The 26685-nt window shown below is 70.6% G+C and carries 33 protein-coding genes; 20 read left to right on the forward strand and 13 right to left on the reverse strand.

All coding sequences use genetic code 11. The annotated features are described in order from the left end of the window. The first annotated feature begins 145 nt into the window (after positions 1-145). Positions 146-736 (forward strand): GNAT family N-acetyltransferase, encoded by a 591-nt coding sequence (locus K4B79_RS13340; RefSeq protein ID WP_232026735.1) that lies wholly within the window; start codon positions 146-148, stop codon positions 734-736. Positions 737-781: 45 nt separating this feature from the next. Here the strand turns inward: K4B79_RS13340 and K4B79_RS13345 are convergent, their stop codons facing one another. Then, entirely contained in the window at positions 782-1375 is a 594-nt protein-coding gene (locus tag K4B79_RS13345; RefSeq protein ID WP_232026736.1) for a TetR/AcrR family transcriptional regulator, read from the reverse strand. A 116-nt stretch (positions 1376-1491) separates the two neighbouring features. Here K4B79_RS13345 and K4B79_RS13350 point away from each other — a divergent pair, with 116 nt between their 5' ends. The 4 genes from K4B79_RS13350 (at position 1492) to K4B79_RS13365 (ending at position 4074) form a co-directional block, all read left to right on the forward strand. Continuing rightward, complete coding sequence (locus tag K4B79_RS13350; protein ID WP_232026737.1) at positions 1492-2076, forward strand: dihydrofolate reductase family protein; 585 nt, start codon at positions 1492-1494, stop codon at positions 2074-2076. A 26-nt stretch (positions 2077-2102) separates the two neighbouring features. After that, a complete protein-coding gene (locus K4B79_RS13355) occupies positions 2103-2330 on the forward strand; it encodes a hypothetical protein (protein WP_232026738.1) in 228 nt (75 codons plus the stop codon). A gap of 102 nt (positions 2331-2432) precedes the next feature. Beyond that, on the forward strand, positions 2433-2852 hold the full coding sequence (locus K4B79_RS13360) for a YciI family protein (RefSeq protein WP_232026739.1): 420 nt from the start codon (positions 2433-2435) through the stop codon (positions 2850-2852). A 4-nt stretch (positions 2853-2856) separates the two neighbouring features. Then, complete coding sequence (locus tag K4B79_RS13365; protein ID WP_232026740.1) at positions 2857-4074, forward strand: RNA polymerase sigma factor; 1218 nt, start codon at positions 2857-2859, stop codon at positions 4072-4074. Positions 4075-4193: 119 nt separating this feature from the next. On the opposite strand, the gene K4B79_RS13370 is transcribed toward K4B79_RS13365, so the two are convergent. Genes K4B79_RS13370 through K4B79_RS13380 form a run of 3 tightly spaced genes read right to left on the reverse strand, consistent with a single transcriptional unit; the run spans position 4194 to position 5814 of the window. Next, positions 4194-4937 (reverse strand): VOC family protein, encoded by a 744-nt coding sequence (locus K4B79_RS13370; RefSeq protein ID WP_232026741.1) that lies wholly within the window; start codon positions 4935-4937, stop codon positions 4194-4196. Between the two features lie 43 nt (positions 4938-4980). After that, positions 4981-5391: a VOC family protein gene (locus tag K4B79_RS13375; protein ID WP_232026742.1), complete on the reverse strand. Its 411-nt coding sequence runs from the start codon at positions 5389-5391 to the stop codon at positions 4981-4983. 9 nt (positions 5392-5400) lie between these two features. Next, positions 5401-5814: a helix-turn-helix transcriptional regulator gene (locus tag K4B79_RS13380; protein ID WP_232026934.1), complete on the reverse strand. Its 414-nt coding sequence runs from the start codon at positions 5812-5814 to the stop codon at positions 5401-5403. A gap of 105 nt (positions 5815-5919) precedes the next feature. Here K4B79_RS13380 and K4B79_RS13385 point away from each other — a divergent pair, with 105 nt between their 5' ends. Genes K4B79_RS13385 through ppk2 form a run of 3 tightly spaced genes read left to right on the forward strand, consistent with a single transcriptional unit; the run spans position 5920 to position 8290 of the window. Next, positions 5920-7080, forward strand: coding sequence for an inorganic phosphate transporter (locus K4B79_RS13385; protein ID WP_232026743.1), 1161 nt, complete (start codon positions 5920-5922; stop codon positions 7078-7080). Positions 7081-7097: 17 nt separating this feature from the next. Continuing rightward, on the forward strand, positions 7098-7358 hold the full coding sequence (locus K4B79_RS13390) for a hypothetical protein (protein ID WP_232026744.1): 261 nt from the start codon (positions 7098-7100) through the stop codon (positions 7356-7358). Between the two features lie 32 nt (positions 7359-7390). Next, positions 7391-8290: a polyphosphate kinase 2 gene (gene ppk2 / locus K4B79_RS13395; protein ID WP_232026745.1), complete on the forward strand. Its 900-nt coding sequence runs from the start codon at positions 7391-7393 to the stop codon at positions 8288-8290. Positions 8291-8350: 60 nt separating this feature from the next. On the opposite strand, the gene K4B79_RS13400 is transcribed toward ppk2, so the two are convergent. Further along, positions 8351-8575, reverse strand: coding sequence for a hypothetical protein (locus K4B79_RS13400; protein WP_232026746.1), 225 nt, complete (start codon positions 8573-8575; stop codon positions 8351-8353). A 123-nt stretch (positions 8576-8698) separates the two neighbouring features. After that, positions 8699-9094 (reverse strand): superoxide dismutase, Ni, encoded by a 396-nt coding sequence (sodN, locus tag K4B79_RS13405; protein WP_030928916.1) that lies wholly within the window; start codon positions 9092-9094, stop codon positions 8699-8701. 145 nt (positions 9095-9239) lie between these two features. Here sodN and sodX point away from each other — a divergent pair, with 145 nt between their 5' ends. Then, complete coding sequence (sodX, locus tag K4B79_RS13410; protein WP_232026935.1) at positions 9240-9674, forward strand: nickel-type superoxide dismutase maturation protease; 435 nt, start codon at positions 9240-9242, stop codon at positions 9672-9674. Here the strand turns inward: sodX and K4B79_RS13415 are convergent. Continuing rightward, entirely contained in the window at positions 9578-10207 is a 630-nt protein-coding gene (locus K4B79_RS13415; RefSeq protein WP_232026747.1) for a CGNR zinc finger domain-containing protein, read from the reverse strand. The two genes, sodX and K4B79_RS13415, sit on opposite strands and share 97 nt — an antisense overlap. A 100-nt stretch (positions 10208-10307) precedes the next feature. Here K4B79_RS13415 and K4B79_RS13420 point away from each other — a divergent pair, with 100 nt between their 5' ends. From K4B79_RS13420 to K4B79_RS13445, 6 genes are all read left to right on the forward strand, one after another. After that, positions 10308-11078, forward strand: a complete 771-nt coding sequence (locus K4B79_RS13420; RefSeq protein WP_232026748.1) for a class I SAM-dependent methyltransferase — start codon at positions 10308-10310, stop codon at positions 11076-11078. Between the two features lie 284 nt (positions 11079-11362). Then, the gene (locus K4B79_RS13425) at positions 11363-11827 is read left to right on the forward strand and encodes a hypothetical protein (RefSeq protein WP_232026749.1); all 465 of its coding nucleotides are present in this window, start codon (positions 11363-11365) and stop codon (positions 11825-11827) included. A gap of 73 nt (positions 11828-11900) precedes the next feature. Further along, the gene (locus K4B79_RS13430) at positions 11901-12812 is read left to right on the forward strand and encodes a hypothetical protein (RefSeq protein ID WP_232026750.1); all 912 of its coding nucleotides are present in this window, start codon (positions 11901-11903) and stop codon (positions 12810-12812) included. Next, complete coding sequence (locus tag K4B79_RS13435) at positions 12812-13996, forward strand: HlyD family efflux transporter periplasmic adaptor subunit (RefSeq protein ID WP_232026751.1); 1185 nt, start codon at positions 12812-12814, stop codon at positions 13994-13996. The genes K4B79_RS13430 and K4B79_RS13435 overlap by 1 nt, the downstream gene beginning before the upstream one ends. Continuing rightward, positions 13993-14709, forward strand: a complete 717-nt coding sequence (locus tag K4B79_RS13440) for an ABC transporter ATP-binding protein (RefSeq protein WP_232026752.1) — start codon at positions 13993-13995, stop codon at positions 14707-14709. Before K4B79_RS13435 ends, K4B79_RS13440 begins: the two co-directional genes overlap by 4 nt. Beyond that, positions 14706-15962 carry an ABC transporter permease gene (locus tag K4B79_RS13445; RefSeq protein ID WP_232026753.1) on the forward strand — a complete coding sequence of 419 codons (1257 nt, stop codon included), beginning with the start codon at positions 14706-14708 and terminating at the stop codon, positions 15960-15962. Before K4B79_RS13440 ends, K4B79_RS13445 begins: the two co-directional genes overlap by 4 nt. Before the next feature lie 100 nt (positions 15963-16062). On the opposite strand, the gene K4B79_RS13450 is transcribed toward K4B79_RS13445, so the two are convergent. From K4B79_RS13450 to K4B79_RS13460, 3 genes are read right to left on the reverse strand one after another with little or no spacing between them, the layout of a single operon-like run. Continuing rightward, the gene (locus K4B79_RS13450; RefSeq protein ID WP_232026936.1) at positions 16063-16815 is read right to left on the reverse strand and encodes an amino acid ABC transporter ATP-binding protein; all 753 of its coding nucleotides are present in this window, start codon (positions 16813-16815) and stop codon (positions 16063-16065) included. A gap of 17 nt (positions 16816-16832) precedes the next feature. Continuing rightward, complete coding sequence (locus tag K4B79_RS13455; RefSeq protein WP_232026754.1) at positions 16833-17771, reverse strand: amino acid ABC transporter permease; 939 nt, start codon at positions 17769-17771, stop codon at positions 16833-16835. Between the two features lie 38 nt (positions 17772-17809). Further along, a complete protein-coding gene (locus tag K4B79_RS13460) occupies positions 17810-18775 on the reverse strand; it encodes an ABC transporter substrate-binding protein (RefSeq protein ID WP_232026755.1) in 966 nt (321 codons plus the stop codon). A 680-nt stretch (positions 18776-19455) separates the two neighbouring features. Here K4B79_RS13460 and K4B79_RS13465 point away from each other — a divergent pair. The 4 genes from K4B79_RS13465 (at position 19456) to K4B79_RS13480 (ending at position 23095) form a co-directional block, all read left to right on the forward strand. Next, on the forward strand, positions 19456-20685 hold the full coding sequence (locus tag K4B79_RS13465) for an NAD(P)-dependent malic enzyme (RefSeq protein WP_232026756.1): 1230 nt from the start codon (positions 19456-19458) through the stop codon (positions 20683-20685). Positions 20686-21243: 558 nt separating this feature from the next. Continuing rightward, on the forward strand, positions 21244-22209 hold the full coding sequence (locus K4B79_RS13470) for a zinc-binding dehydrogenase (protein WP_232026757.1): 966 nt from the start codon (positions 21244-21246) through the stop codon (positions 22207-22209). A 113-nt stretch (positions 22210-22322) separates the two neighbouring features. After that, positions 22323-22532 (forward strand): helix-turn-helix domain-containing protein, encoded by a 210-nt coding sequence (locus K4B79_RS13475; protein WP_232026758.1) that lies wholly within the window; start codon positions 22323-22325, stop codon positions 22530-22532. Further along, entirely contained in the window at positions 22532-23095 is a 564-nt protein-coding gene (locus K4B79_RS13480) for a Clp protease N-terminal domain-containing protein (protein WP_232026759.1), read from the forward strand. The genes K4B79_RS13475 and K4B79_RS13480 overlap by 1 nt, the downstream gene beginning before the upstream one ends. A gap of 94 nt (positions 23096-23189) precedes the next feature. Here K4B79_RS13480 and K4B79_RS13485 read toward each other — a convergent pair whose 3' ends face one another. Beyond that, positions 23190-24278: a helix-turn-helix transcriptional regulator gene (locus K4B79_RS13485; protein WP_232026760.1), complete on the reverse strand. Its 1089-nt coding sequence runs from the start codon at positions 24276-24278 to the stop codon at positions 23190-23192. Between the two features lies 1 nt (position 24279). Continuing rightward, positions 24280-25257 (reverse strand): DUF4097 family beta strand repeat-containing protein, encoded by a 978-nt coding sequence (locus tag K4B79_RS13490; protein WP_232026761.1) that lies wholly within the window; start codon positions 25255-25257, stop codon positions 24280-24282. Between the two features lie 129 nt (positions 25258-25386). On the opposite strand from K4B79_RS13490, the gene K4B79_RS13495 reads away from it, so the two are divergent. Beyond that, complete coding sequence (locus K4B79_RS13495) at positions 25387-26229, forward strand: hypothetical protein (protein ID WP_232026762.1); 843 nt, start codon at positions 25387-25389, stop codon at positions 26227-26229. A gap of 117 nt (positions 26230-26346) precedes the next feature. Here K4B79_RS13495 and K4B79_RS13500 read toward each other — a convergent pair whose 3' ends face one another. Then, positions 26347-26529, reverse strand: a complete 183-nt coding sequence (locus tag K4B79_RS13500) for a DUF6104 family protein (protein ID WP_019058231.1) — start codon at positions 26527-26529, stop codon at positions 26347-26349. Positions 26530-26685: the final 156 nt, after the last annotated feature.

Raw genomic sequence — 26685 nt, forward strand, 5'->3', positions numbered from 1 at the left:
GGTTCCTGACCCCGCACGGCGGGGATTTCAGGCCGGCGGGTCCCGCACATCCCCACGGTGTGCGGGCCCCGCCCCTTTCCCGGACGGTCCCGTAATAGGGTCAACTCCCGTGTCATCAGTGGCTGTTGGGGACAAGGGGCGGGACATGGGTGTGGCGATACGTACGGCGGGCGCGGCGGACCGGGAGCTGATCGTCCGGCTGCTGGACACGGCGTTCCAGGACGATCCGGTCAGTGGCTGGGTGTTTCCCGAGGCGGAGCACCGGCGGGAGAAGCACCCCGCGCTGATGGCCGCGTTCACCGACATCGTGCTCGCGGAGGGCCGTATCGATGTCACCGAGGACGGCACGGCCTGCGCGTTGTGGCTGTCCGTGCCCGCGGGCCACCAGGACGACGAGGACGGTCCGGCCCAGGTGCGGGCGGCCGTCGATCCGGAGAACGAGCGGGTCGAGGTGATCGGCAGGCTCACGGCCGGGATCCATCCCGCCGACCGGGCCCACGAGTACCTCTGGATGATCGGCGTGGCACCCGGGCGCCAGGGCGAGGGCCTGGGCACCGCGCTCATCACGGCGGTCCTCGACCGCTGCGACCGCGAGGGTCTGCCGGCCTATCTGGAGGCGAGCAGCGCCCGCAGTCGCTCGCTGTACGAGCGGCTGGGGTACGCGCTCCTCGACCGCCCCCTGGACCTGCCGGACGGCCCGCAGATGTGGCCGATGTGGCGCGAGCCCAAGGGCTGAGCCGGCACCGGCGCCGGGTCGGGCGGGCAGCGGTGACGACAGGGCCTAGGGAGCTTCCGGTACGACCGTCGCCACGATCCGCTCGACGAGGCCCTCGGGCACGCTCACCCCGGGCAGGACGCCGTCCAGGACGTCCGGCAGGGTCAGGTGCTCCAGCAGCAGCCCGAGGACCGCGAGGTAGAGCACGGTGACGGTCTCGTCGCCGCCGGGCAGCCCGGCGTCCCGGTGGAAGGCGATGCCCTCCTCCAGATCCCCGCGCACCGACTTGGTGTAGGAGGCGCGCAGTTCGGGGCGCCGGGTGGCTTCTAGGCGGAGCTCCAGCAGGGCCAGATAGCCCGTGCGGTCGCGGGTCGCGCGGCCCATCAGGTCGTGCATGAACGCGGTGACCAGGGAGCGGTCCTTGGGTCTGGTCATCAGGTCGGCCACCACGGCGGGGTCGGGCGCGAGCCGTATGTGCAACCGGGCGTCGATCTGCCGCAGCAGGTCGTCCCGGCCGGTGAAGTAGTTGGAGGCCGTGCCCACCGGCACCCCCGCCTCGGTGTCCACCGCGCGGAACGTCAGCCCGCGCGCCCCCTCGCGGGCGAGTACCTCGACACCCGCGTCGACGAGCGCGGCCCGCCGCCCCGGATTGCTGACCATGCGGAATCCCCTCTCCCAGTTGCGTCCGGATCCGAAAATACCCTTGCAACCACTACAAGTGAAGCACTACAAATGCAGTTGTTCACACGGACGCAGCCTACGGAAAGAGGCCCGGCTTGCGAAAGCTCACCTACTTCATCGCCTGTTCGATCGACGGCTTCATCGGGGACGAGAGCGGCGACGCGTCGTTCATGTATCCCTTCGTGGACGAGGAGTTCTTCGAGTTCCTCAAGACCGAGTACCCGGAGACCATGAGCAGCGGCGGTCGCCGGGCCCTCGGCCTCGACGACCTGGAGAACCAGAAGTTCGACACGGTCATCCAGGGCCGGGCCAGCTACGACGTGGGCCTGAAGGAAGGCATGACCAGCCCCTACGCCCATATGCGCGAGTACGTCGCCTCGCGCACCCTGAAGGAGTCGCCCGACCCGCACGTCGAGATCGTCTCCGAGGACGTGGTCGCCAAGGTGCGCGCGCTCAAGGCGGAGGAGGGCGGCCTCGGGGTCTACCTGTGCGGCGGCTCGGTGCTCGCCGGTGAACTGCTGGACGAGGTCGACGAACTCGTCATCAAGACGTACCCGGTGGTCATCGGCAGCGGTATGCCCATGTTCGGGTCCGGCTTCGCGGTCACCGAGTTCACCCTGGAGGACGTCCGCACCTTCAAGAACGGCGTCCTGGTGAGGACGTACAGCAGGAAGCGCTGACGGCCCGTTCGCTCTACTCTGAAGGCATGGACAGCGACAAACATGTCTGTCCCGCCTGCGGACAGTCCGTCGAAACGGTCGTCCGGCGTCACAAGACGCTGGGCGCGTGGGTGCCGGTGTGGGTGGCCGGCCCGTGCCACAACCCCCGGTGCGAGGCGTACGCCGAAGAGGGCGCCGAGCCCGAATCCGCGAAGAAGCCCGAGAAGAAGTACGGCAGAGCGGCGGCCCGGAAGCCCGCCGCGAAAAAACCCTGAGAAAAGTTCCCGAGCGGTGTCGAGCATCCGGAACCGGCTCCGACGTCCCCTGTGAAAGCCCCGACCGAGGGGCACGACCCGAGGCAGCGAAGGAGCGGAATCATGGCGAAGTACCTGGTCATGGTGCAGGGCACGCAGGCGGACTACGAGACGATGAGCGGCAGGGCCGCGCCGGGCTCCGCCGTCTGGACCGAGAAGGACCTCCAGGCGATGTACGCCCACATGGGCGCGATCAACGACGACCTGGCCGAGTCCGGCGAGCTGCTCGACGCACAGGGCCTGGCGGCACCGGCGCAGGCCCGGACGGTCGACATCGGCCAGGACGGCAAGGCCGTGATCACCGACGGGCCGTACAGCGAGACGAAAGAGGTGATGGCGGGCTACTGGGTGCTGGAGTGCGCGAGCCTGGATCGGGTCACCGAGATCGCCGAGCGCGTCAACCGCTGCCCCGTGCCCGAGGGTGCCCCCGTCTACCCGGTGGTGATCCGGCAGATCATGGGCGGCGCCGGGGACATCGACTGACACCGTGAGAGGCACCACCGACGCGATCGAGGACCTGCGCCGTCACGCGCCGCAGGTCCTCGGCGCGCTGGTCAGGCGGTACGGCCATTTCGACACCGCCGAGGACGCCGTACAGGAGGCACTGCTCGCCGCGGCCGGGCAGTGGCCCTCGGAAGGGGTGCCGGAGAACCCGCGCGGGTGGCTGATCAGGGTCGCCTCGCGGCGGCTGACCGACGCGCTCCGGTCGGAGGAGGCGCGGCGGGCGCGGGAGGAGCGGGTGGCGGCGCTGGCTCCTCGCGACGCGTTCGTCACCACGGACGACCGGGCGCCGCGCGAGGACGACACCCTCTCGCTGCTCTTCCTGTGCTGCCATCCCGGTCTGACCCCGTCCGCGCAGATCGCGCTCACCCTGCGCGCGGTCGGCGGTCTGACCACGGCGGAGATCGCCCGCGCGTATCTGGTGCCCGAGACGACCATGGCGCAGCGGATCAGCCGGGCCAAGCAGAAGGTGCGCGGAGTGCGGTTCGGGCGGCCCGACGACTGGGGTCGGCGCCTGCCCGCCGTCCTGCACACCCTCTACCTGATCTTCAACGAGGGCCATACGGCGACCTCGGGCCCCAGCCTCCAGCGGCGCGACCTGGCCGGGGAGGCGATCCGGCTGACCCGAGAGGTGCACCGGCTGCTCCCCGACAACGGCGAGGTGGCCGGACTCCTCGCCCTGATGCTGCTCACCGACGCCCGCCGCGACGCCCGCACCGGGAAGCACGGCGAGCTGATCCCGCTCGACGAACAGGACCGCGACCGCTGGGACAAGGCCGCGATCGAGGAGGGCGTCGCCCTGGTCACCCGGGCCCTCGGCAGCGGACCCGCCGGCCCCTACCAGCTGCGGGCCGCCATCACCGCCGTACACGACGAGGCCCCGTCCGCCGAGGCCACGGACTGGCGCGAGATCCTCGGCCTCTACGACGTCCTCCTGCGCCTGGTGCCCGGCCCCGTCGAACGCCTGGGCCGCGCGGTCGCCGTCGCCATGGTCCACGGTCCGCGCGCCGGGCTCGCCGAACTCGACGCGCTGGAGGACGAGTTGAGCGCGGGACATCGGCTCGACGCGGTCCGCGGGCATCTGCTGGAGCGTGCCGGAGCGTACGAAGAGGCCCGCGCCGCCTACGAGTCGGCGGCCGGGAAGACCCTGAGCGGGCCGGAACAGCGGTATCTGCGGGAGCGGGCGGCGCGGTTGAAGGGGTGAAGGGGGCGGCGCCGGTTGTGACGGTGGGTCGTCGTGGTGCGGGCGGTTCCAGGAGACCCGGGGCCCGAGCCGCACGGCACGGGCGGAGGAGCGGGAGACCGGCGGCTGCGCCCACGGCGTCATGTGCCGGGCCGGCCGCCCGTCTCCGGGTCCCGGCCCGTCAGGCAGTACAGGCCGCCGGCCGGATCACGCATCACCGTCCAACTGGCGCCGGCGCCGACCGTCGTGGCGCCCAGCCGCTCGTGCTCGGCGCGGGTCGCCTCGATGTCGGCGCAGGCGAGGTCGAGGTGGGCGGAGGCCGGGCGCTCCTCGCCGAGCCGTTGCAGCAGGACGCGGATCGGCAGGCCGGGCGGCGGCACGAGCGCGTGGAACTCGGGGAGGGAGCTGGGGCGGAGCTCCCAGTCGGGCAGCAGCGCGCTCCAGAAGGCGACTTCGGCGTGGTAGGACGAGGGCGGGACGTCGAGGCAGACCTGGTCCAGGCGGCTGCCGCGCACCACCGGCGGCCGGACCGACCCGCCGTGCCACCGCACCGCGCAGAACGGCAGACCGGCGGGGGAGCGGAGCACCACCAGGGTGTCCTCGGCGCTCACCGTCCGCGCCCCGAGCCGCAGCGCCGACGCCACGAACTCCGCTACGTCGGCCACCCCGAGGTCGAGATGCGCGCCGCCCTCGCCGTCGAGCACCCCCTGCACCCGGACGCAGGCGTCGGCCCCGTCCGGCAGCAGGGTGACGAACTCCTGCCGCTCGCCGCGCGGTTCGGACAGCCGCGTGTCCGTGACCGCGGTCCAGAACGCGCGGGCCCGGCCGAACCGGTCGTAGGGACGGTCGATGAAGGCGTCGGTCCACAGCGCGGTTCGGCTCATGACGGTGATCGTAGAGCGGGGGAGCGCAGGGGGCCCGCGGATTTCAGGAGCGCTGCATGAACCGCAGCATGTTCCCCGCGGGGTCCCGGAAGGCGCAGTCCCGCACGCCGTACGGCATGTCCGTCGGCTCCTGGATCACCTCGGCGCCGGACTCCTGGACGCGGCTGAAGAGGGCGTCGACGTCGTCGGTGCTGAAGTTGACCCCGCGCAGCAGCCCCTTGGCCAGCAGCTGGGCCAGGGCCTCCCGGTCGGCCGGCGAGGTGTCCGGGTCCGCCGCGGGCGGCTCCAGCACGATCTCCACGTCCGGCTGGAGGGGCGAGCCGACGGTGACCCAGCGCATCCCCTCGAACCCGACGTCGCCGCGCACCTCGAGGCCCAGCACGTCCCGGTAGAAGGCGATCGCCTTGTCGTGGTCGTCGACGGCGATGAAGCAGTGGTGCAGTTTCACGTCCATGGGCTCACGCTAGGCGCCCGGGCCCGGTCGTGCAGGTCTTCTGGGGCGGGTGTACTTGCGGGCCACGCAGGGCGGGATCGCGGCGCTCGCCTCGTGGGAGCGGGCCTTGTAGGCGCTCGGGGTCTCGCCGACCAGTTCCGTGAAACGGGAGCTGAAGGAGCCGAGGGAGGTGCAGCCGACGGCCATGCACACCTCGGTCACGGAGAGGTCCCCGCGGCGCAGCAGGGCCTTGGCGCGCTCGATGCGCCGGGTCATCAGGTAGCCGTACGGCGTCTCGCCGAACGCCTCGCGGAAGCTGCGCTGGAAATGGCCGGGTGACATCAGCGCGGTGCGCGCGAGCGCGGTGACGTCGAGCGGCTCGGTGTACTCGCGGTCCATCCGGTCGCGCGCCCGACGCAGCCGGACCAGGTCGTCGAGGTTCACACGGGCCAGCATCGCACGCGCCGTCTTCACCCGTGTGCGTGTTTCCTGGGACAGCCTTTGCCCCGGGTTCGCCTCGACGTGGCCTGCGCTTGTTTGCATGGGGGAATGGACCACATCACGTTGCTCGTGGCGGTCGTCATCGTCACGGCGCTGGCCTTCGACTTCACCAACGGATTCCACGACACGGCGAACGCGATGGCCACCTCCATCGCCACCGGCGCCCTCAAACCGAGAACAGCGGTGATCATCAGCGGCGTCCTGAACGTCGTCGGCGCCTTCCTGTCCACCGAGGTCGCCAAGACGATCTCCGGCGGCATCGTGGACGACACCCTGGTCACTCCCGGCATGATCTTCGCCGGACTGGTCGGGGCCATCCTGTGGAACCTGATGACCTGGCTGGTCGGGCTGCCGTCGAGCTCCTCGCACGCGCTGTTCGGCGGGCTGATCGGAGCGGTGTGGGTCGGTGCGGGCGCCCACGGCGTGCACTTCGACAAGGTGGTCGAGAAGGTACTGATCCCGGCGGTGGCCTCGCCGATCGTGGCCGGGGTGGCGGCGCTGCTGGCGACCTACCTCGCCTACAGGCTCACCGCACGCGCCCGCGAGAAGTCGGTGACCAGGGGCTTCCGGGCCGGACAGATCGCCTCCGCCTCGCTGGTCTCGCTCGCGCACGGCACGAACGACGCCCAGAAGACCATGGGCGTCATCACGCTGACCCTGATCTCGGCGGGCGCACTCGGCCATGACGCCGGCCCGCCGGTGTGGGTGATCGCGTCCGCGGGTCTGGCCATCGGCCTGGGCACCTACCTGGGCGGCTGGCGGATCATCCGCACCATGGGCAAGGGCCTCACCGAGATCCAGTCGCCCCAGGGCTTCGCCGCCGAGACCGCCTCCACCACGGTCATCCTGACCTCCGCCCACCTCGGCTTCGCCCTGTCCACCACCCAGGTCGCCTCGGGCAGCATCCTCGGCGCGGGCCTCGGCCGGCGCCTCGCGGAGGTCCGCTGGGGCGTCGCGGGCAAGATGGTCGTCGCCTGGCTGATCACGCTGCCGGCCGCGGCGCTGGTCGGCGGTGTCTCCGCGAGCGTGGTCGTCAACGGCGGGGACCTCGGCACCATCGTGGTCGCGCTGGTCGGCGCGGCCGTAGCCGCGGGCATCGTCGTCCTCTCCCGGCGCAACCCGGTGAGCGCCAACAACGTCAACGACGCCCACGAAGTCGCCATCCGCGCCACCACGCCGGCCGACGCCGACGTCCGTACGGCCGCCTGAGCCAAGGGAGTTCACACATGAGCCTCGACTGGACCGCACTCGGCCAGGTCACCGCGGTGAGCATCGGCGTCACCGTCGCCGTGGTCGTCGTCTTCGCCCTCGGCGTCCTCGGCCTCGGCCGCCTCGAAGGGGCGCGCGAGCAGGAGGCCACTGGGGAGGGCGGCGGGGAGGGCGGCGGCACCTCCGCCCTCGGCTTCGCGCAGGCCACCCTCTGCTTCGCCGCGTGCGCCGCGGTGGTGGCGTACGGCATCTACCTGATCGTGCCGCAGTTCCACTGACCGGAAGTCCACTGACCGGAAGGCAGGGCCAGATGGCGACCTCACCCTTGTTGTCCGAGCTGACCGACCTGCGGGTCGACTACAGCGACCACGACGACCCCGTCCTCGTCCGGCCGGACGGCAGCCCGGTCGACACCTGGCGGGAGAACTACCCGTATCCGCACCGCATGCAGCGCGCGGAGTACGACCTGCACAAACGGCTCCAGCAGATCGAGCTGCTGAAGCTCCAGAGCTGGATCAAGGAGACCGGGCGCCGGCTGGTCATAGTGTTCGAGGGCCGGGACGCGGCCGGCAAGGGCGGCACCATCAAGCGGTTCACCGAGCACCTCAACCCGCGCGGCGCCCGGGTGGTGGCCCTGGAGAAGCCGACCGAGCGCGAGCGCGGCCAGTGGTACTTCCAGCGGTACGTCGAACACCTGCCGACCGCCGGCGAGATCGTGCTCTTCGACCGGTCCTGGTACAACCGGGCCGGCGTCGAACGGGTCATGGGCTTCTGCACCGACGACGAGTACCAGCGCTTCACGCGCCAGGCGCCGCTGTTCGAGCGGATGCTCGTGGACGACGGCGTCGACCTGGTGAAGTTCTGGTTCTCGGTCTCGCAGGGCGAGCAGCGCACCCGCTTCACGATCCGCCGGATCGACCCCGTACGGCAGTGGAAGCTCAGCCCGATGGATCTGGCCTCGCTGGACCGCTGGGACGACTACACCGCCGCCAAGGTCGCCATGTTCCGGGCGACGGACACCGAGTACGCGCCCTGGACCGTGGTCAAGAGCAACGACAAGAAGCGGGCCCGCGTCGAGGCCATGCGCAGTGTGCTGGCACGCTTCGACTACTCCGACAAGGACGAGGAGGTCGTCGGCGTCCCCGACCCCCGGATCGTGGGCGCGGCGGCGGGGCTGCTGGAGGCGGGGGAGGACGACACGGGGAGTTGACGGCCGGGCCGGCTCACCCCTCCGTCGGGCCGGATCACCCCTCCATGGGGCCTGTGCGGGTCACCCCTCCATGGTGTCTCTGATCTGCTCCCGCAGCATCGTCTGTTCGCGGGCGCTCAGCGAGGCGCCCTCGACGGCATGGACGGCCCACGGTGTCCCGCACGGGCCCTCGTGGCCCGGGTCCGGGCACAGGACGTCCACGAACCGGTCGGTGAGCGCCTCCACCTCGTCCGGCGTGGCCTCCAGGGCGATGACGACCTTCCACAGCCCGGATGTCTCAGTCATGCGCGGATCATGCCACGAGCGGCACACCGAAGGGGCCCGGCCGACGTATCGGCCGGGCCCCTTCGGACGCCCGTGGACCTGCGATGGTGCACCGACCGCGGGTCGGAGCGAACAGCCCCTGGATCAGGCCTTCTTGGTCTCCCAGAAGATCTTGTCGATCTGGGCGATGTAGTCCAGGGCCTTCTGGCCCGTGGCCGGGTCGGTCGAACCCTTGGCGGCCGAGAGGGCCTTGAGGGCGTCGTTGACCAGCTGGTGCAGCTCCGGGTACTTCTCGAAGTGCGGCGGCTTGAAGTAGTCGCTCCACAGCACGGAGACGTGGTGCTTGGCCAGCTCGGCGCGCTGCTCCTTGATGACGGTGGCGCGCGCCTGGAAGTGCGGGTCGTCGTTGCCGGCCATCTTCTCCTGGACAGCCTTGACCGACTCCGCCTCGATGCGGGCCTGGGCCGGGTCGTACACGCCGCACGGGAGGTCGCAGTGGGCGCTGACCTTTACCTTGGGGGCGAACAGGCGGGAAAGCATGGAGCAGTCCTTCCTCGTGATCGTCTTCTCAGGTGCGACATTACTCCCCGGGAGAGGGGTTTTCGCGAGTGCCCCCATGGGCTTAGGACAAAAGTCCGGGGTGAGACTGAGACTGGTGGATGAACGGACCGGGGAGGTGCCGGAGATGCCGGAGCTGTCGCAGGAGACCGAGCGCAGGGGGGCCCTGCTGCCGTTCGGGCCGGCGGAGGTGACCGGACCGTCCATGGTGCCCACGCTGCATCACGGGGACCGGCTCCTGGTGCAGTGGGGGGCCAGGGTCGGGCCGGGTGACGTGGTCGTGCTGCGTCATCCCTTCCAGCAGGACCTGCTGGTCGTCAAGCGGGCCACCGAACGCCGTGAGGGCGGCTGGTGGGTGCTCGGGGACAACGCGTACGCCGGTGGCGACAGCACGGACTACGGCGTCGTGCCCGACGAACTGGTGCTGGGCAAGGTCCGCTTCCGTTACCGGCCGCGCCGGCCGGATCAGCGCTCGCTGTTCGCGGTGGTGCGCTGGGCGCTGTCGGCCGCCAGGCCCGTGCTCTGCGACCGGTCGGCCTCCAGGCGTTTGCGGGCGCGGTAGGCGGCCACGTTGGCGCGGGTGGCGCAGCGGTCGGAGCAGTAGCGCCGGGAGCGGTTGGTCGAGGTGTCCAGGTAGGCGTTGCGGCACGGCGGTGCCTCGCACAGGCCGAGGCGGTCCACGCCGTACTCCGTCAGGTGGAAGGCCAGGCCCATCGCCGCGATCGCCGCGTAGCCCGCGGTCGCGTTCGACGGGTGGTCCGCCAGGTGCATGTGCCACAGCGGGCGGCCGTCGTCGTCCCGGAAGTCGTGTCCGGAGATCTGCGGGCTGACCGGGAACTCCAGGAGGAGGGAGTTCAACAGGTCCACGGCGAGCGTCTCGTCGCCGCCGTCCGCCGCCTCGAAGACCGCGCGCAGCCGACCGCGGACCGAGCGGAACCGGGTCACGTCCGCCTCGGTGGCGCGCCGGGCCGCCGAGGAGTTGCCGCCGAACAGATCGCGGACGGCCTCGACCGAGGTCAGCGTGTCCTTGCCCCGCGCCGGTTCCTCGCTGTTGACGAGACGTACCGCGTAGTCCGAGTAATAGGCCAGTTCCACTTGTAGTCCTTACGGAGGCGTTCTATGGTCGTGGTGCGGTCGGAGTAACAGCCGGTCGTGCATCCAGGGTATTACGTGACGTACGCGATGGAGGGGCTCGATGACGGACACCGACCTCACGACGGCGGGAACCGACTGGCGGGCGTGGCAGGAGAGCTGGGACCGCCAGCAGGAGTGGTACATGCCCGACCGGGAGGAGCGCTTCCGGATCATGCTCGACATGGTCGAGGCCCTCGTCGGCACCGCCCCGCGCGTCCTCGACCTCGCCTGCGGCACCGGCAGCATCACCGCCCGCCTGTTCGACCGCTTCCCCCGGGCCACCAGCACCGGCGTCGACCTCGACCCGGCCCTCCTCGCCGTCGCCGAGGGCACCTTCGCGGACGACCGCCGCGTCACCTTCGTCACCGCCGACCTCAAGGACCCCGACTGGCCCTCGAAGCTGCCGTACGACTCCTACGACGCCGTCCTGACCGCCACGGCCCTGCACTGGCTCCACAGCGAACCCCTCGCGGCCCTCTACGGTCAGGTCGCGGAACTCCTCCGCGACGGCGGTGTCTTCATGAACGCGGACCACATGATCGACGACAGCACCCCCCGGATCAACGCGGCCGAGCGCGCCCTGCGGCACGCCCGCATGGATCAGGCCAAGGGCGACGGCACCCTCGACTGGGCCGAGTGGTGGAAGCTCGCCGCCGCGGACCCCGTCCTCGCCGGACCGACCGCCCGCCGCTTCGAGATCTACGGAGAGCACGCCGACGGTGAGATGCCGTCCCCCGCCTGGCACGCGCGCGTGCTGCGCGAGAAGGGGTTCGGGGAGGCACGGCCGGTGTGGTGCTCGCCCTCGGACACGCTGCTGCTGGCGCTGAAGTAGGGCATCGGGGACGGGCACCAGGGCGGCACGGACTCCGTGCCGCCCTGGCGGCTTTACGTCAACCACCGCGGGAGCCCCATGAATCCCTTGAGCCCCTGCTGACCCGAGGCTACGTTTGCGGCCGCGTCCAGGGGATCTCGACCGCTCCGCATGGCGCACACAGTCAGCGACCGGGGGCGATCGTCGCTGCGGGGGAGAGTTTCGTCATGCCGCGACGACGTCGGCTTCTCGCGCATGCCATGACCGCGCCCGCGTGCTGCGCTCCCCTCCTGAAGGGAAACAGAGTGAGACGCAAGATTCCTGCCCTCGCGGCAGCAGCGGTGGCACTGGGGCTTGGTATGTCCACCCCGGCCCAGGCGAACACCGGGTTCGAGAACCAGACGAGCCCCGAGGCCTGCTCGAAGTCCCAGGCGGCATCGGACTTCAAGTACGCGATCTACTACAACTCCAACTACGGCGGTGCCTACCGGAACATCGGCTATAGCGTCTGGGACTTCGCCGACGAGCGCGTCGGCGGCGCCCCGCAGGGCGGCACCCAGCCGCTGAACTTCTGCCACGGCGGAAACGGCCAGGGCCAGGGCATCAAGAACAACGCCGCGTCGGTGAAGAACAAGCACACCACCTACTACGCCGTGACGTACTACAACAGCGGCTACAAGGGCTCCGCGGACTGGACCAGCCCCCGTGGGCAGAACAACCTCTCGGTGACGAAGAACGAGAACGCCTCCTTCGCCTGGCAGACCCTCTGACCTGCCCCTGGACCGCTGCCGCGCCCCGACGGGCGGCAGCGGTCACGCCCTTTTCCGACAGCGGGAACATGGAATGCTGAGAAGAATCAAGCGCACAGGCCTCGGGGCGCTCGTGGCCGCCGTATCGGTGCTGTCGGCCACCGGCTGTTCGGCCGACGGAGCGGGGGACCACACGATCGCCACCCCGGAACCGACCCTTCCGTTCGACGCCGCCGACCCCGCCACCTGGGTCCTGCCCATCGAGGGCTACCTGCCCTCGGACAGCGAGCGGAAGCAGGTCTCGCAGGCGCGCAAGGCGGTCGCCGGCGACTGCATGAGGCGATTCGGCCTCACCTGGCAGCCCGCCCCGGACCTGCCGCGCCTGGGCCCCAAGACCCTCGTCGACTGGCGCTACGGCATCCACGACATGGCGCTCGCCGAGGAGCGCGGATACAAGCCGGCCGCCGCGGAGCAGGAGGCCTACGACCGGGCCGCCGACGTCGGCGCCCTGGACCGCACGTCGCAGACGGGACCGGACACGCGGGTGCTGCAAGGCGGCATCAAGGAGGTGGGCGGCAGGCCCGTCCCCGCCGGAGGCTGCCTCGGCGAGGCCGAGCGGAAGGTCTCCTCCCACGCCTTCGACACCACGCTCGCCCAGACCATCAGCAACGAGGCCTTCGCGGAGTCCCAACGCAGTCCCGAGGTCGTGAAGGCGTTCAAGGCCTGGTCGACCTGCATGAAGGCGAGCGGATTCGCCTACGAGCGGCCGCTGGACGCGAGTGACGATCCCCGGTTCGGCTCCCAGGAGGTCACCCCGCTGGAGATCAGGACGGCGACCGCCGACATCTCCTGCCGGGACCGGAGCGATGTCGCCAAGGTCTGGTTCGACGCCGAGGTCGTCATCCAGCGCGAGAAGATCGAGGCACACGCCGAGCGGCTGAACAAGGAACGCACGTCCCTGGACGAGGCCGTGAAGAAGGCCGCCGACGTCGTGGCCGGCGTCTGATGAGCGGCCTCGTACGCCGTCGGCGGGCCCTCGGCCTCCTGGTCACGGCCTGCTTCGTGTGCACCGGTGCCGGGGTGGGGTCGGCGCTGGTCGTCAAGTCGCCCGCGCAGGCCGCCGCGGACACGGCACCACCGCCGGCGTCCGTCCTGACGGCGGCGGTCGAGCGGCGGGTGATCTCCCAGTCCCTGATCACCCGGGGAGAGGTCACCGCCTCCCAGCACGTCGACGTCTCCGCCGGACCACAGGCGGACAAGGACATCGGCCGCTCCGTGGTGACCAAGGTCGAGGCGGACCCGGGGCAGAGGATCAACGCCGGGCAGGTCCTGCTGGAGGTGTCCGGACGTCCGCTGTTCGTCCTCAAGGGGGCGCTGCCCGCCTACCGCGACCTCGCCCGGGGCAAGCGCGGGGAGGACGTGGCCCAGGCGCAGGCCGCGCTGCGGGCGGCCGGCCATCCCACGGGGACCGACCCCTCCGGTGTCTTCGGCGCCGGCACGGAGAAGGCCGTGGCCTCCTTCTACCGTTCCATCGGGTACGAAGCGCCCACCGCCGAGGCGCCGGCGACGAGGGCGGCGTCCGCCGGTCCCGTCCTGCCGATCTCGGAGGTGGTGTTCGTACGGTCCTTCCCCGCCCGCGTCGACGACGTGCGCGCCAAGGTCGGCGACGAGGCCGGGGAGGGCCTGATGTCCCTGTCGGCCGGCGCGCTGACCGTCGAGGCGGCCGTGACCCTGCAGCAGAAGGGGATGATCCGCTCGGGCCAGGAAGTGCGCGTCCACTCGGAGACGACAGGACGCCAGTTCACCGGAACGGTGACATCCGTGGGCAAGGAGACCGACCCGGCGAAGGACGGCGGCCAGGACACCGGGGCGGAGAAGTACACCGTCGAGGTCACCCCGTCCAAGCCGCTGCCGAGCGAACTGAACGGCGAGAACGTGCAGGTGACGGTCGTGGCCGCCTCCTCGAAGGGCAAGGTCCTCGCCGTGCCCTCGTCGGCCGTGTCCACCGGCGCCGACGGTCTCACCAGCGTCACCGAGCGCGAGGACGGCAGGGAACGCCGGATTCCCGTCACCGTCGGCGTGTCCGGGGACGGGTTCGTCCAGGTGACCCCGCGCGAGGGGACGCGACTGGAGGCCGGCGCCGAGGTGGTCGTAGGAGTGCAGCCGCGAGCGGCGGTGGGCGGGCCGTGACCACGTCCGCCGCGGGCACTCCCGTCATCGAGTTCCGGGACGTCGAGCTGACGTACCCCGGGCCACCGGCCGTGCGCGCCCTGCGCCCCTGCGATCTGCGCATCGACAGCGGGGAGTTCATCACCGTGGTCGGTCCTTCGGGGTCGGGCAAGTCCACGCTGCTGAACATCGCCGGACTGCTGGACACGCCCACCCGGGGCCGCTATCTGCTGAACGGCATCGACACCGGGGCCCTGAGCGGCTCCCGGCTGGCCGCGCTGCGCGGGGAGCACATCGGGTTCGTCTTCCAGGCGTTCCATCTCCTGCCCCACCGCAGCGCGCTGGAGAACGTCGAACTGGCCATGCTCTACCAGCCCGTCCCGCGTGGACAGCGGCGGCCGCGGGCCACGGCTGTGCTGGACCGCGTGGGGCTCGGGCACCGGGCGACAGCCCTGCCGACCCAGATGTCGGGCGGCGAACGCCAACGCGTCGCGGTCGCCCGCGCCCTGGTCGGCGAGCCCTCGCTGCTGCTGTGCGACGAGCCGACCGGAAACCTCGACTCCGACACCGCCGCGTCCCTGCTCGCGCTGCTGGACACCCTGCACCGCGACGGCATGACCATCGTGGTGATCACCCACGACGCCCAGGTCGCCGAGCACGGGCAGCGCACCGTCACGATCCGTGACGGCGTGCTGTCGGAGGCCGCGCCGCGGCGGCGGACGGAGGCGGCATGACGAAGTCCCGCCTGGCTGTGGGGCGGTCTCGCCTTGCGGTGGGGCGGTCTCGGCTGGCCGTCCGTGATCTGGTGTCCGAGGCCGTGGCCGGCATTCTCCAGCGACCGGCCCGGTCCGTCCTCACCGCGCTCGGTACCGTCCTCGGCGTCGGAGCGTTCATCTCGGTCCTGGGGCTCACCGGCACCGCCGCGTCCCAGATCGACGCGCGGTTCAACCTGCTCACCGCGACCGAGGTCGACGTCACCGACGTCGGACCCCGCACCGCGGCCGCCCCCGGGGTCGCCTTCCCCGCGGACGCCGACGCGCGCATCACGCGGCTCAACGGCGCGCTCGCCGCCGGTGTGTACTGGGACGTCCGCCTCGGTCCCGAGGAGGCGGTGCGAGCCGCTCCCGCGGGCGCGGCCGACCGCGTCGACTCCGGCGCCCAGGTGGTCGCCGCCTCCCCCGGAATCTGGTCGGCGACCGATGCCCGGTTCGTCCAGGGGCGCGCCTTCGACAGCTTCCACGAGGACCGGCGGCAGGCCGTAGCCGTGATCGGTGAGGGCACCGCGCGACGCCTCGGCATCACCACGCTGCGCACCCACCCCGCCGTCTTCATCGGCGGCACCGCGTTCACCGTGATCGGCATCCTCGAGGACGTCGAGCGGAAACCGGAACTCCTGCTGTCCGTCACGGTGCCGCGCTCCGTCGCCGAACGGACCTGGGGAGCACCGGCCGACGAGGGCGCCCGGATGCTCGTCGCCACCCGCCTCGGCGCGGCCGGTCAGCTCGCCCGGGAAGCGGCCGTGGCCCTGCGACCGGAACACCCCGAGTACTTCAAGGTGACACCGCCCCCGGACCCGCGCTCACTGCGCGGTGCGGTCGGCGACGACCTGAACCAGCTGTTCCTCCTGCTCGCCGGGGTGTGCCTCGTCGTCGGAGCGGTCGGCATCGCCAACACCACCCTGGTCGCCGTCATGGAACGCACCGGGGAGATCGGGCTCCGCCGCGCCCTGGGGGCCCGGGGGATCCACATCACCCTCCAGTTCCTGGCCGAGTCCGCGGCGCTCGGCCTCGTCGGGGGACTGGTGGGCACCTCGATCGGCACGGTGGCCGTCGTCTCCGTCTCGGCGGTGCGGCGGTGGACGCCGGTCATCGATCCGACCCACCTCGCGCTGGCCCCGGCGCTCGGCCTGGCCGCCGGGTTGCTCGCGGGGCTGTACCCGGCCTGGAGGGCGTCTCGGATCCCGCCTGTGGAGGCGTTGCGGCGGTAGGGGCGGGCGTCGGCTCATGCCGAAGGGGCGGTACGGGGATCCCCGTACCGCCCCTTCGGCATGAGCCGCGTTGTCCTACGTGGCGTTGTCGTACGTCGTGTCAGAGCACCTTCGACAGGAACGCCTGCGTCCGCTCGTGCTGCGGGTTCGTCAGGACCTCGCGCGGGTCGCCGGACTCGACGACCACGCCGCCGTCCATGAAGACCAGGCTGTCGCCCACCTCGCGGGCGAAGCCCATCTCGTGGGTGACGACGACCATCGTCATGCCGGACTCGGCGAGGTCGCGCATGACGTCCAGGACGTCACCGACCAGCTCCGGGTCCAGGGCCGAGGTCGGCTCGTCGAACAGCATCAGCTTCGGGTCCATGGCGAGGGCGCGGGCGATCGCCACGCGCTGCTGCTGGCCGCCGGAGAGCTGCGAGGGGTAGCTGCCGGCCTTGTCGGCCAGGCCCACGCGGTCCAGCAGCTCCCGGGCGCGCTCCCGGGCCTGGGTCCTGCCGATGCCCTTGACCTGGACCGGGGCCTCCATGACGTTCTCCACGGCCGTCATGTGCGGGAACAGGTTGAAGCGCTGGAAGACCATGCCGATGTCCCGGCGCTTCAGCGCGACCTCACTGTCCTTCAGCTCGTACAGCTTGTCGCCCTTCTGGCGGTAGCCGACCAGCTCGCCGTCGACGTACAGCCGACCGGCGTTGATCTTCTCCAGGTGGTTGATGCACCGCAGGAAGGTCGACTTGCCGGAGCCGGAGGGGCCGATGAGGCAGAACACCTCGCCGGTCTTCACCTCCAGGTCGATGCCCTTGAGGACCTCGACGGGGCCGAAGGACTTGTGGACGCCCTCGGACTTGACCATGGCGGGGGAGGGCTGCGTCATGCCGTGACTCCCTTGGGACGGCGCGTGGGAAGAACGGCGGCCCTGAGGCGCTGCATCGGCGTCGGCGGCAGCGTGCGGCTGGAGCCACGCGCGTAGTACCGCTCGATGTAGTACTGCCCCACGCTCAGGATCGAGGTCATGATCAGGTACCAGGCGGCGGCGAGGAAGTACATCTCGACCGTCGAGCCCGCGTTCTGGCCGATGTCCTGGGCCTGCTTGAAGAGGTCGGCGAACTGCACCGCCGAGACCAGCGAGGTGGTCTTCAGCATGTTGATGACCTCGTTGCCCGTGGGCGGCACGATCACGCGCATCGCCTGCGGGATGACGATCCGGCGCAGTGTCTTCACGTGGCTCATGCCCAGCGCGTGCGAGGCCTCCGTCTGGCCCTCGTCGACCGAGAGCAGACCGGCACGGCAGATCTCCGCCATGTACGCGGCCTCGTTGAGGCCCAGGCCGAGCAGCGCCGTCAGCAGCGGCGTCATGAAGGACGACCAGTAGTCCTTGTAGATCGGGCCCAGGTTGATGTACTCGAAGACCAGGCCCAGGTTGAACCAGACGAAGAGCTGGACCAGGACCGGCGTACCGCGGAAGAACCAGATGTAGAACCACGCGATGGACGAGGTCACCGGGTTCTTCGACAGGCGCATCACCGCGAGCAGGATGCCCCCGGCGATGCCGATCACCATCGACAGCACGGTGAGCAGCAGCGTGTTCCAGACACCGTCGAGAATGCGGCTGTCGAAGAAGTACTCGGGGATCGCACCCCAGTTGATCTTGCCTTGGGCGAAGGCGTAGACGACCGAGCCCAGCAGGGCGAGGGCGACGACCGCGGACACGTACCGCCCCGGGTGCCGGACCGGGATGGCCTTGATGGCCTCCGGCCCGGCGGGGGGCTTCGCGCCCGAACCGTCCGACTTGTGGACGTCAACAGTCACGTGTGGAGCCTTTCAGAGCCGAGTCGAACGGGGCCGGTTCAGGAACCGCCGTTGATCTTGGCCTCGGTGATCGCGCCGTCCGCGACACCCCACTTCTCGACGATCTGCTTGTACTCGCCGCTGTCGATGACCGCCTGGACGGCGGCCTGGAGCGCGTCACGCAGCTGGGTGTTGTCCTTGGCGACGGCGATGCCGTACGGGCCGGCCTCGACCTGGTCGCCGACGATCTCGAAGTACTTGCCGCCGCCGGCGTTCTTCACGGAGTACGCGGCGATCGGGAAGTCCGCGGAGACGACGTTCGCGCCCTTGGAGCGCATCCGGGTCTCGGCCTCGGGGTTGGTCGCGAAGTCCTCGATCTTGAGGGCCCCCTTGCCGTCCTTCTTGCACTTCGCCGCCTGCTCCTTGGCGAGGTCGTGGGAGAAGGTGTTGCGCTGCACGGCCATGGTCTTCCCGCACAGGTCGTCCCAGGTCTTGATGCCCTGGTCGTCGCCCTTGTTCGTGTAGAGGGAGACACCCGCGGTGAAGTAGTCGACGAAGTCGACGCCCGCACCGACCTTCTTGCCGGTGTCGGAGTCCACGCCCTCCTGACGGTCCTTGGTGTCCGTCATGGCCGACATGGCGATGTCGTAGCGCTTGGACGCCAGACCACCGATCAGGGTGTCGAACGTGGCGTTCTGGAACTCGAACTTCACACCGAGCTGCTTGCCCATGGCGGCGGCCAGGTCGGGGTCGATACCGACCGTCTTGCCGGAGCTGTCCTTGAACTCGACCGGCGCGTAGGCGATGTCGGAGCCGACCTTGACGACGCCCTTGTCGCGGATCGCCTGCGGCAGCTTGTCGGCCAGCGGCGCCGAGCTCGTGGACGCGTTGCCCGAGTCCTTGCCCTTGTCCTTGGTCTGGTCACCGCAGCCGGTGAGCAGCAGGGCGCCTGCGACCGCGATCGCACCGACCGCTGCCAGGCGGTTGTGCGTGGCGGTCGAACGACGGGTGGAGCTTGCGGTCATGGTGGGTTCCTCCGGCGGATGGGTGGAGTTGCCGATGGGGCGGACGGTCACCGATGGGTTCGGTGGCCGCCGGCTACCGATGGGTTCGGCGGCCGACTTGGCTTCTGGGTCGACGAGAGCACACGTCTTCGAGTGTCGCGACCTCGTGTGATGACGGCATCCTGCCATTCGGACGGAGGCGTTCGAGGTGCCGACCATGTCAAAATCGGATAACGGGTGACCCCCGAACCGCATCAGGTCGGTACATCCCGACCGCACCATCTGCGGGAATCTGTCCTTCCGGCCGGAAGATCTTCGGTGCGGCTTGGGGTGTGGGCGGTGTGTGGGTGGGGTGCGGCCGCGGTGTGGGTGCGGTGCGGGTGCGTGGCTGAGGGCTTTCGAGGGGTTGTCCGGATTACGTCCCGTGATTCATGTCATCGCCGTGCGGTGATCGATGATCGATTTGCGGTCCGCCATGTGACCTTGCGCCTATGGGACTCGTCGTCGGTGGTGTCCGTCCGGTAAGAAGGTTCTTTACACCCCTCATCCGGGGCTCAGGGCGCGTGTGCGGCGCGCCCGTCGCGTGCCGGTCCGTACGTATCCGTACGCATCGAACGATCAGGGCCGTACGCGGTGCCCGCCCACTTCTCAACCAGGAGTGGCCACCCTCAAACCATGAAGACCTAAGGGGTAGAACTAAAGTGGCAGCGGAGATCGTCAATCCTCGCAGCGACAGGGACAGCGATATGGGCCAGGACGGAGGGGTGGAACCCCTCGATCCCTTCGACCCCGCGTTCGCGCTGCACCGCGGCGGCAAAATGGCTGTGCAGGCCACCGTGCCGGTCCGTGACAAGGACGACCTGTCCCTGGCTTACACGCCCGGCGTGGCGAAGGTGTGCAGCGCCATCGCCGAGCAGCCGGACCTCGTCCACGACTACACGTGGAAGTCGTCGGTCGTGGCCGTCGTGACGGACGGTACGGCCGTGCTGGGGCTCGGTGACATCGGGCCCGAGGCCTCCCTCCCCGTGATGGAGGGCAAGGCGATTCTGTTCAAGCAGTTCGGTGGCGTCGACGCCGTGCCGATCGCGCTCGACTGCACCGACGTCGACGAGATCGTCGAGACCGTGGTGCGGCTCGCGCCGTCGTTCGGTGGCGTGAACCTCGAGGACATCTCGGCGCCTCGGTGCTTCGAGATCGAGCGGCGGCTGCAGGAGCGGCTGGACATTCCGATCTTCCATGACGACCAGCACGGGACGGCTGTCGTGACGCTGGCGGCGTTGCGGAACGCTGCGAGGCTGAGCGGGCGGTCGCTCGGGTCGTTGCGGGCGGTGATCTCCGGTGCCGGTGCGGCCGGTGTCGCGATCGCGCGGATCCTTGTCGACGCGGGGATCGGGGACGTGGCCGTCGCCGACCGCAAGGGGGTCGTGTCGGGGGACCGGGACGATCTGACGTCCGTCAAGCGGGAGCTGGCCGGGTTCACGAACAAGGCCGGGATCAGTGGGTCGCTGGAGGCCGCGCTGGAAGGCGCCGATGTCTTCATCGGGGTGTCCGGCGGTACGGTGCCGGAGCCGGCTGTTGCGTCCATGGCTGAGGGGGCGTTTGTTTTCGCCATGGCCAATCCGAATCCGGAGGTGCATCCGGATGTGGCGCACAAGTACGCGGCGGTCGTCGCCACCGGGCGGTCGGACTTCCCTAACCAGATCAACAACGTGCTGGCGTTCCCGGGGATCTTCGCGGGGGCGCTTCAGGTGCGGGCCTCTCGGATCACCGAGGGGATGAAGCTCGCGGCCGCGGAGGCGTTGGCGTCCGTGGTGGGTGATGATCTCGCCGCCGATTACGTCATTCCCTCGCCGTTCGACGAGCGGGTGGCTCCTGCGGTGACCGCGGCCGTGGCGGCGGCGGCTCGGGCCGAGGGTGTCGCTCGGCGCTGAGGTTCGTTGTGGTGGCCCCGTCCTGGGTGGGCGGGGCCGTTTTCTTTACCTTCGGGTGCGGCTGTTCGGGTGGTCGCGGTGTGCGATGCCTGCGGCGCGCTGTGCGGCTTCGGTGGGGGCGTGCGTAGCGCCTACGGGTGCGTTGTGGGTCGGGGCCGGGTCGGGGGGTGTCCGTCCTCGGTCCGGCGGTGCTGTGGCTTTTGGCTGTACTGCGTGTCGGACGCCGGCCGCTGCGGGCGGACACCCCCCGCCCCGTCCCCTTGCCGCCGTGGGCGGCTACTTCCGATCGCCGGGCGACCGGTGCTTGCCTAGGGGCGCGGGGAACTGCGCGACCAGCCACAATGGGCCTGCAGCCGCTCTACGACCTTCCGCGGCACCCCCATAGGCGCACGGCAACCACTCTCACCTCAGGGGCGCGGGGAACTGCGCGACCAGCCCCCACCCACCCGCAGCCGCTCCACGACCTCACACCGCACCCCGCGGAGCGCATCGCAAGAGGGCGTGTGTCACAGTGCCGCCTGGTTCCGTGGGGCGGGGGTGCCGCCTATCGTCGTCCGCATGTTCGCTGCCTATGCTGCTCGAATCGACCGTGACCAGCCGCTTTCCGGTTTGGAGTTGGGGGAGCGGCCGGCTCCCGAGGTGCGGCCCGGATGGAGTGTTGTCCAGGTGAGGGCCGCTTCGCTGAACCATCACGATCTGTGGTCCCTGCGGGGTGTGGGCCTCGCGGAGGACAAGCTGCCGATGATCCTCGGTTGTGATGCCGCCGGTGTGGACGAGGACGGCAACGAGGTCGTTCTGCACTCGGTGATCGGGCAGAGCGGGCACGGGGTGGGGCCGAAGGAGCCGCGTTCGATCTTGACGGAGCGTTATCAGGGGACGTTCGCCGAGCAGGTGGCCGTGCCTACGTGGAACGTGTTGCCGAAGCCCAGGGAGTTGTCGTTCGCGGAGGCCGCCTGTCTGCCCACGGCGTGGCTGACGGCGTATCGGATGCTGTTCACCAACGCGGGGGTGCGGCCCGGGGACTCCGTGCTCGTCCAGGGTGCGGGGGGCGGGGTCGCCACCGCGGCCATCGTGCTGGGGAAGGCCGCCGGGCTGCGGGTGTTCGCGACCAGCCGGGACGAGGCCAAGCGGAAGCGGGCCGTGGAGTTGGGGGCCGTGGAGGCGTTGGAGTCCGGGGCTCGGCTGCCGCAGCGGGTGGACGCGGTGATCGAGACCGTGGGTGCCGCCACGTGGTCGCACTCGGTCAAGTCGCTGAAGCCGGGCGGCACGCTCGTGATCTCCGGTGCCACGAGTGGGGACCGGCCCTCGCACGCCGAGTTGACGCGGATCTTCTTCCTGGAGCTCAAGGTCGTGGGGTCGACCATGGGGACCAAGGACGAGCTGGAGGATCTGCTGGCCTTCTGTGCTGCTGCCGGTGTGCGGCCCGTCATCGATGAGGTGCTGCCGTTGGATCGGGCCCGGGAGGGCTTTGAACGCCTGGCGTCCGGTGATCAGTTCGGCAAGATTGTGCTCAGCAATGAGTGAGAGTGTTTTTGGTGTACGGCGGCCGGTCCTGGAAGGGGCCGGCCGTTGGTGTTTGGTGGGGAGTCTTGTCAATCGTGGTTGACGGGTGGGGTATGTCAACGTAGGTTGACATCATGACCGAAGCAACGGATCTCGCCGAGCGGGCGGGTGATCGCGATCCCCGGGTCGGACTGCGGGCCGTCGCCGCGCTGCGCAGGCTGCTGGAGCAGTTGGAGGCGGTGCAGGTGCGCGGTGCGCGCAACCAGGGGTGGTCGTGGCAGGAGATCGCCGCGGAACTCGGTGTGAGCAGGCAGGCCGTGCACAAGAAGTACGGGAGGCATTGATGTTCGAACGGTTCACGAAGGACGCCCGGGACGTGGTGCGGGGAGCTGTCGAGCACGCGGAGGGGGCGGGTGTGCGGACGGTGGAGGCGGAGCATGTGCTGCTCTCTCTGCTCGACCGGCAGGGCAGTCGCGCCTCGTTCGCCTTCGCCGCGCTCGGGCTTGCCGAGCGGAAGGACGCGCTACGGGGCGCGATCGGGGAGGCGCGGCGGCGGGCGGGGCTGTCCCAGGCCGAGGCCGACGCCCTGGCGGGGCTGGGGATCGACGTCTCGGAGATCGTCGCCCGGGTCGAGGAGGTGCACGGCGTCGGAGCGATGTCCGGGGACCGCAAGGACAAGGGGTGGTGGTCGGGGCGCCGTTCCTTCGGACGGGATGCCAAGGACGTGCTGGAGAGGGCGCTGCGCATCGCCGTGTCCCGGCGTGACGGTCACGTCGGTGACGAGCACATCCTGCTGGCCCTGGCCGCCCGGCCCGGTGTCCCCGCCGAGGTGCTCGCCGATCATGGCGTCACTTATGAGGCGGTGGTGCGGGTGTTGTTCGGGGGAGGGCAGGCCAAGGCGGGCTGAGGGTCCTGGAGGGAGGAGAGGGGGAGGAGAGGGGGAGGGCGTGGGGTGAGTGGTGGCGGTGCGGTGTCGGTTGCTCGGCCTCACCGCCTGGTGGTCAAGGCTTCGGGGTGCGCAGTATCGCTCCGATGTGCGCTGCCGCTGTCGAGAGGTGGCGGCGGGTGTCGCGGAGTTGGTCGGCCGTGACGCCGTGGTCCCGGGCCGCGTCGCGGATGTCGTCGCGGAAGCGGTCGAGGAGGCGGTCCAGGTCGCGGGCCGGGTCGCCGGTGGAGTCCTCGTGGGCCCATGCCGGTTCGTACTCGGCGGGGAAGTCCTCCGGGGTGTGCGAGTACTGCGGTGAGTGCTCCGGGGGCTGCGGTGTGTCGGTTGTCGTGTCCGCGGGGGTGGCGGTTCCCCGGCCGAAGCCGAAGTCCTTTCCGAACTCCTTGCCGTAGTCCTTTCCGAACTCGCCGAACTCCTTGGCCAGTTCGGTCAGGCCCTCCCGTACGCCGGTGGGCCAGTCGCCCCGGGCGAAGTGGTCCTGCACCTGCTCCTGGACCCGGCGGGCGATGCGCTGCACCTCCTCCTGGGCCTGTTCCCTGGCCCGGTCCTGGGCCTCCTTGGCCTGGCGGCGGGCGCGCTGGGCCTCCTCGCGGGCCCGGCGGCTCTCGTCCTTGGCCCGCCTGGCCTGCTCCTTCCACTCCTGCTTGACGCGGCGCATCTCCTCCTTGGCGGCACGCCAGGCTTCCTTGTCGGTGTGGTCGGTGAAGTCCCCGAACGCACCGCCCGGTTCGCCGGAGGGCCTGGAACCGGTGCCCTGGCGGGCCTCGGAGGCCGCTGCCCGCATCTCGCGTCGCAGGTCGCCCGCCGCGCCGCGCACATCGGCCCGGATCTCCGCGGCGAGTTCCGCGACCGACTCGCGGATCTCCAGCTCCAGGTCGGCCAGTTCGCCGCTGCGGTCGGCCAGTTCGGCGCGGCCGGCGTCCGTGATGGCGTACACCTTGCGGCCGCCCTCGGTGGTGTGGGTGACCAGGCCCTCGGCCTCCAGCTTGGCCAGGCGGGGGTAGACCGTGCCCGCGGAGGGCGCGTACAGCCCCTGGAAGCGTTCCTCCAGGAGGCGGATCACCTCGTAGCCGTGGCGCGGGGCCTCGTCCAGCAGCTTCAGCAGGTAGAGGCGGAGGCGGCCGTGGGCGAAGACGGGGGACATGTCAGAGCACCTTCTTGTCGGTCGTGCCGTCGGCCGGGGCGTCGGTCGAGCCGTCGTCCTGGCCGGAAACGGAATTGTCCCCCGAGGTGTTCTGTGCTCCGTGCGCCGGGTCGTCGGTGGACGGCACGGTGTCCTGCGGCTGCGGCGGTGCGTCCCATGGCTCCTCCTCGTCCTCCCGGGGCGGGCGGCCCAGGAGGGCGATGGAGCCGGAGATGGTGGTCGCGCGCAGCTTGCCGGTGCCCGCGCCGAGACGGCCGGTGACCTTGTGGGCGCCCCACTGGCCGTGCACGCGCAGGCCGTCGAAGGCGTTGGAGATGGTGCCGCTCGCGGTGTTGGCCTCGACCTCGGCGTCGGCGGGCTGGGGCAGCCGGATGGCGATCTCGCCCGAGACACTGGTCAGCCTGATGTCCGTGGGCCCGTCCGGATCCAGGTCGACGATCATGGAGCCGCTCACCGAGTCCGCCCGCACCGACGGGCCGGAGCCCTCGACGACCGTCAGGTCGCCGGAGACGGAGTTGAAGCGGAGGTCCCCGGTGACGGCCTGGGCCTCCAGATTCCCGGAGACCGTGTCGGCGCGCACCGGCCCGGAGAGCCCCACGAGGGTCGTGTCGCCGGTGACGCCCTTGACGACCGACTGCCCGCGCAGACCGGAGACGACGGCTCCCGCGTCGACCACACCCACCTCGACGCGGGTCTCGGCCGGTACGGCGAGGGAGACTACCGCGCTCCGGCGCCAGCCCTTGCGGTCGAGCCACTTGAGGAAGCCCTTCCAGGGCAGGTCCTCGTACGCCACCGTGAGCGTGCCGCCCTCCTGGGTCACCACCAGGGGTGGCCCCTCGATCTCGGAGACCTCCAGGCGTGCGGAACCTTCGTCCGTGCCCACCACGTTCACCGTTCCACTGACGATGCGTACGTGAAGGGTCGTGACGGGATCGTCGAACGTGAGCTTCGTGGGCTCCGTGACGGACCACTCGGGCATGGTGCAGACCTCCCCGTCGCAACGCGCCATATCGCGTCTTCGTGTAATTCACGATATATCGCGGACACGGAAAGTCAAGACACTCTTTTTGATGTGACCAAAAGGGACTAATCGCCCTAATGTGTGATCATGCCCTCGCGAGCCTTCCGTCCCGGTCCTGTCGGCCCCGCGCCCGGTGCCCTGCTGCTCTGCCGGTCGGAGCCGGGCTCCGTCGCCCCCGCCGCCCAGTTGCTGCGCGAGCGCATGGTGCTCGCACCGTCGGGCGGGGAGTGGAGCGTTCTCGTCCCCGAGGGCAGGCCGTGGCTGCACGGTGAGGAGCCCGTCGACCGGGTGCTCACCGGCTGGGCCACCGCGCTCGCCGTCGCTGCCCCCTGGCCCGTCCTGGCCCTGTGGTGGGACGCCGACCGCGCCGGCTACACCCTCGCCTCCGGCTTCCGCCGCCCCGTAGGCTACGTCTGGCTCGCCAACGGCACCCCGGCCGGCGAGGACGAGGCCATGGGCACCTTCGCCGCCCGTCTCGGCCTCGACCCGGTCCTCGACCTCCAGTCCCTGGAGCGGCTGACGAGACCGGACCCGGACGCCGACGCCCGCGCCCGTCTACGAGGCCTGCTCGCCGTCCTCACACGCGTGGGAGTCGCCCTCCCGGCCGGCCTCGCGCCCGGTGAGCCCGCCGGCCGCCTCAGGGAGCTCGCCCGCGTCCGGCCGGACGCCCTCCCGATCGAACCGGGCGGCCGGCGCGACATCGTGCGCGCGGGACTGGACGTCGTCGAGGACAGCCCCCTGGGCCCTTGGCTCCCTCGCACCGGCAGCCCCGGATCCCGCGCCCTGGCCCTCGCCCAGGTCACCGTCGGCCTCCCCCTCGCCGCCTGGGGCGTACGACGGCACAGCGGCGGCTGGATCACGGCCGGGGCGCTGCTGGTGGCCCACGGCGCGCTGGGACTGGCGTACGGCCTGGCCGTCCCGCGCGACTGACGGGGCGTGGAAGGAGTGCGCAGGGGGTGCGTCGTACGCGGTACACGCGTGTGAGGGACGTACACGAAGAGCGGGACCCCGCAAGGGTGTCCCGCTCCGCAGGCCTCCTACGAGGATCTACTCGTCATCCTCGTCGTCGTCCAGCCGCGCCAGCCACGTCGCCAGCCGCTCCACGGGCACCTCGAAGTCCGGATTCAGATCGACGAAGGTCCGCAGCTGCTCGGCGAGCCACTCGAAGGTGACCTCCTCCTCGCCGCGCCGCTTCTCCAGCTCTTCGATGCCTCGGTCGGTGAAGTACATGGACGGTGCTCCATAGGTTTTGAACGAAGGTCGGAGGAAGGATTGGTTCTGAGACAAGGATAGAAGCGCCCGACGCGGCCGGACGCGCGAGTCGGCGCTGTCCTGAGGAGGCGTGCGCAGGCGGGCCGCTCACTGGGTATGTCCTACGAGATGGTG

It is taken from the genome of Streptomyces lincolnensis, from assembly GCF_021173675.1.
GTDB lineage: Bacteria > Actinomycetota > Actinomycetes > Streptomycetales > Streptomycetaceae > Streptomyces > Streptomyces lincolnensis_B.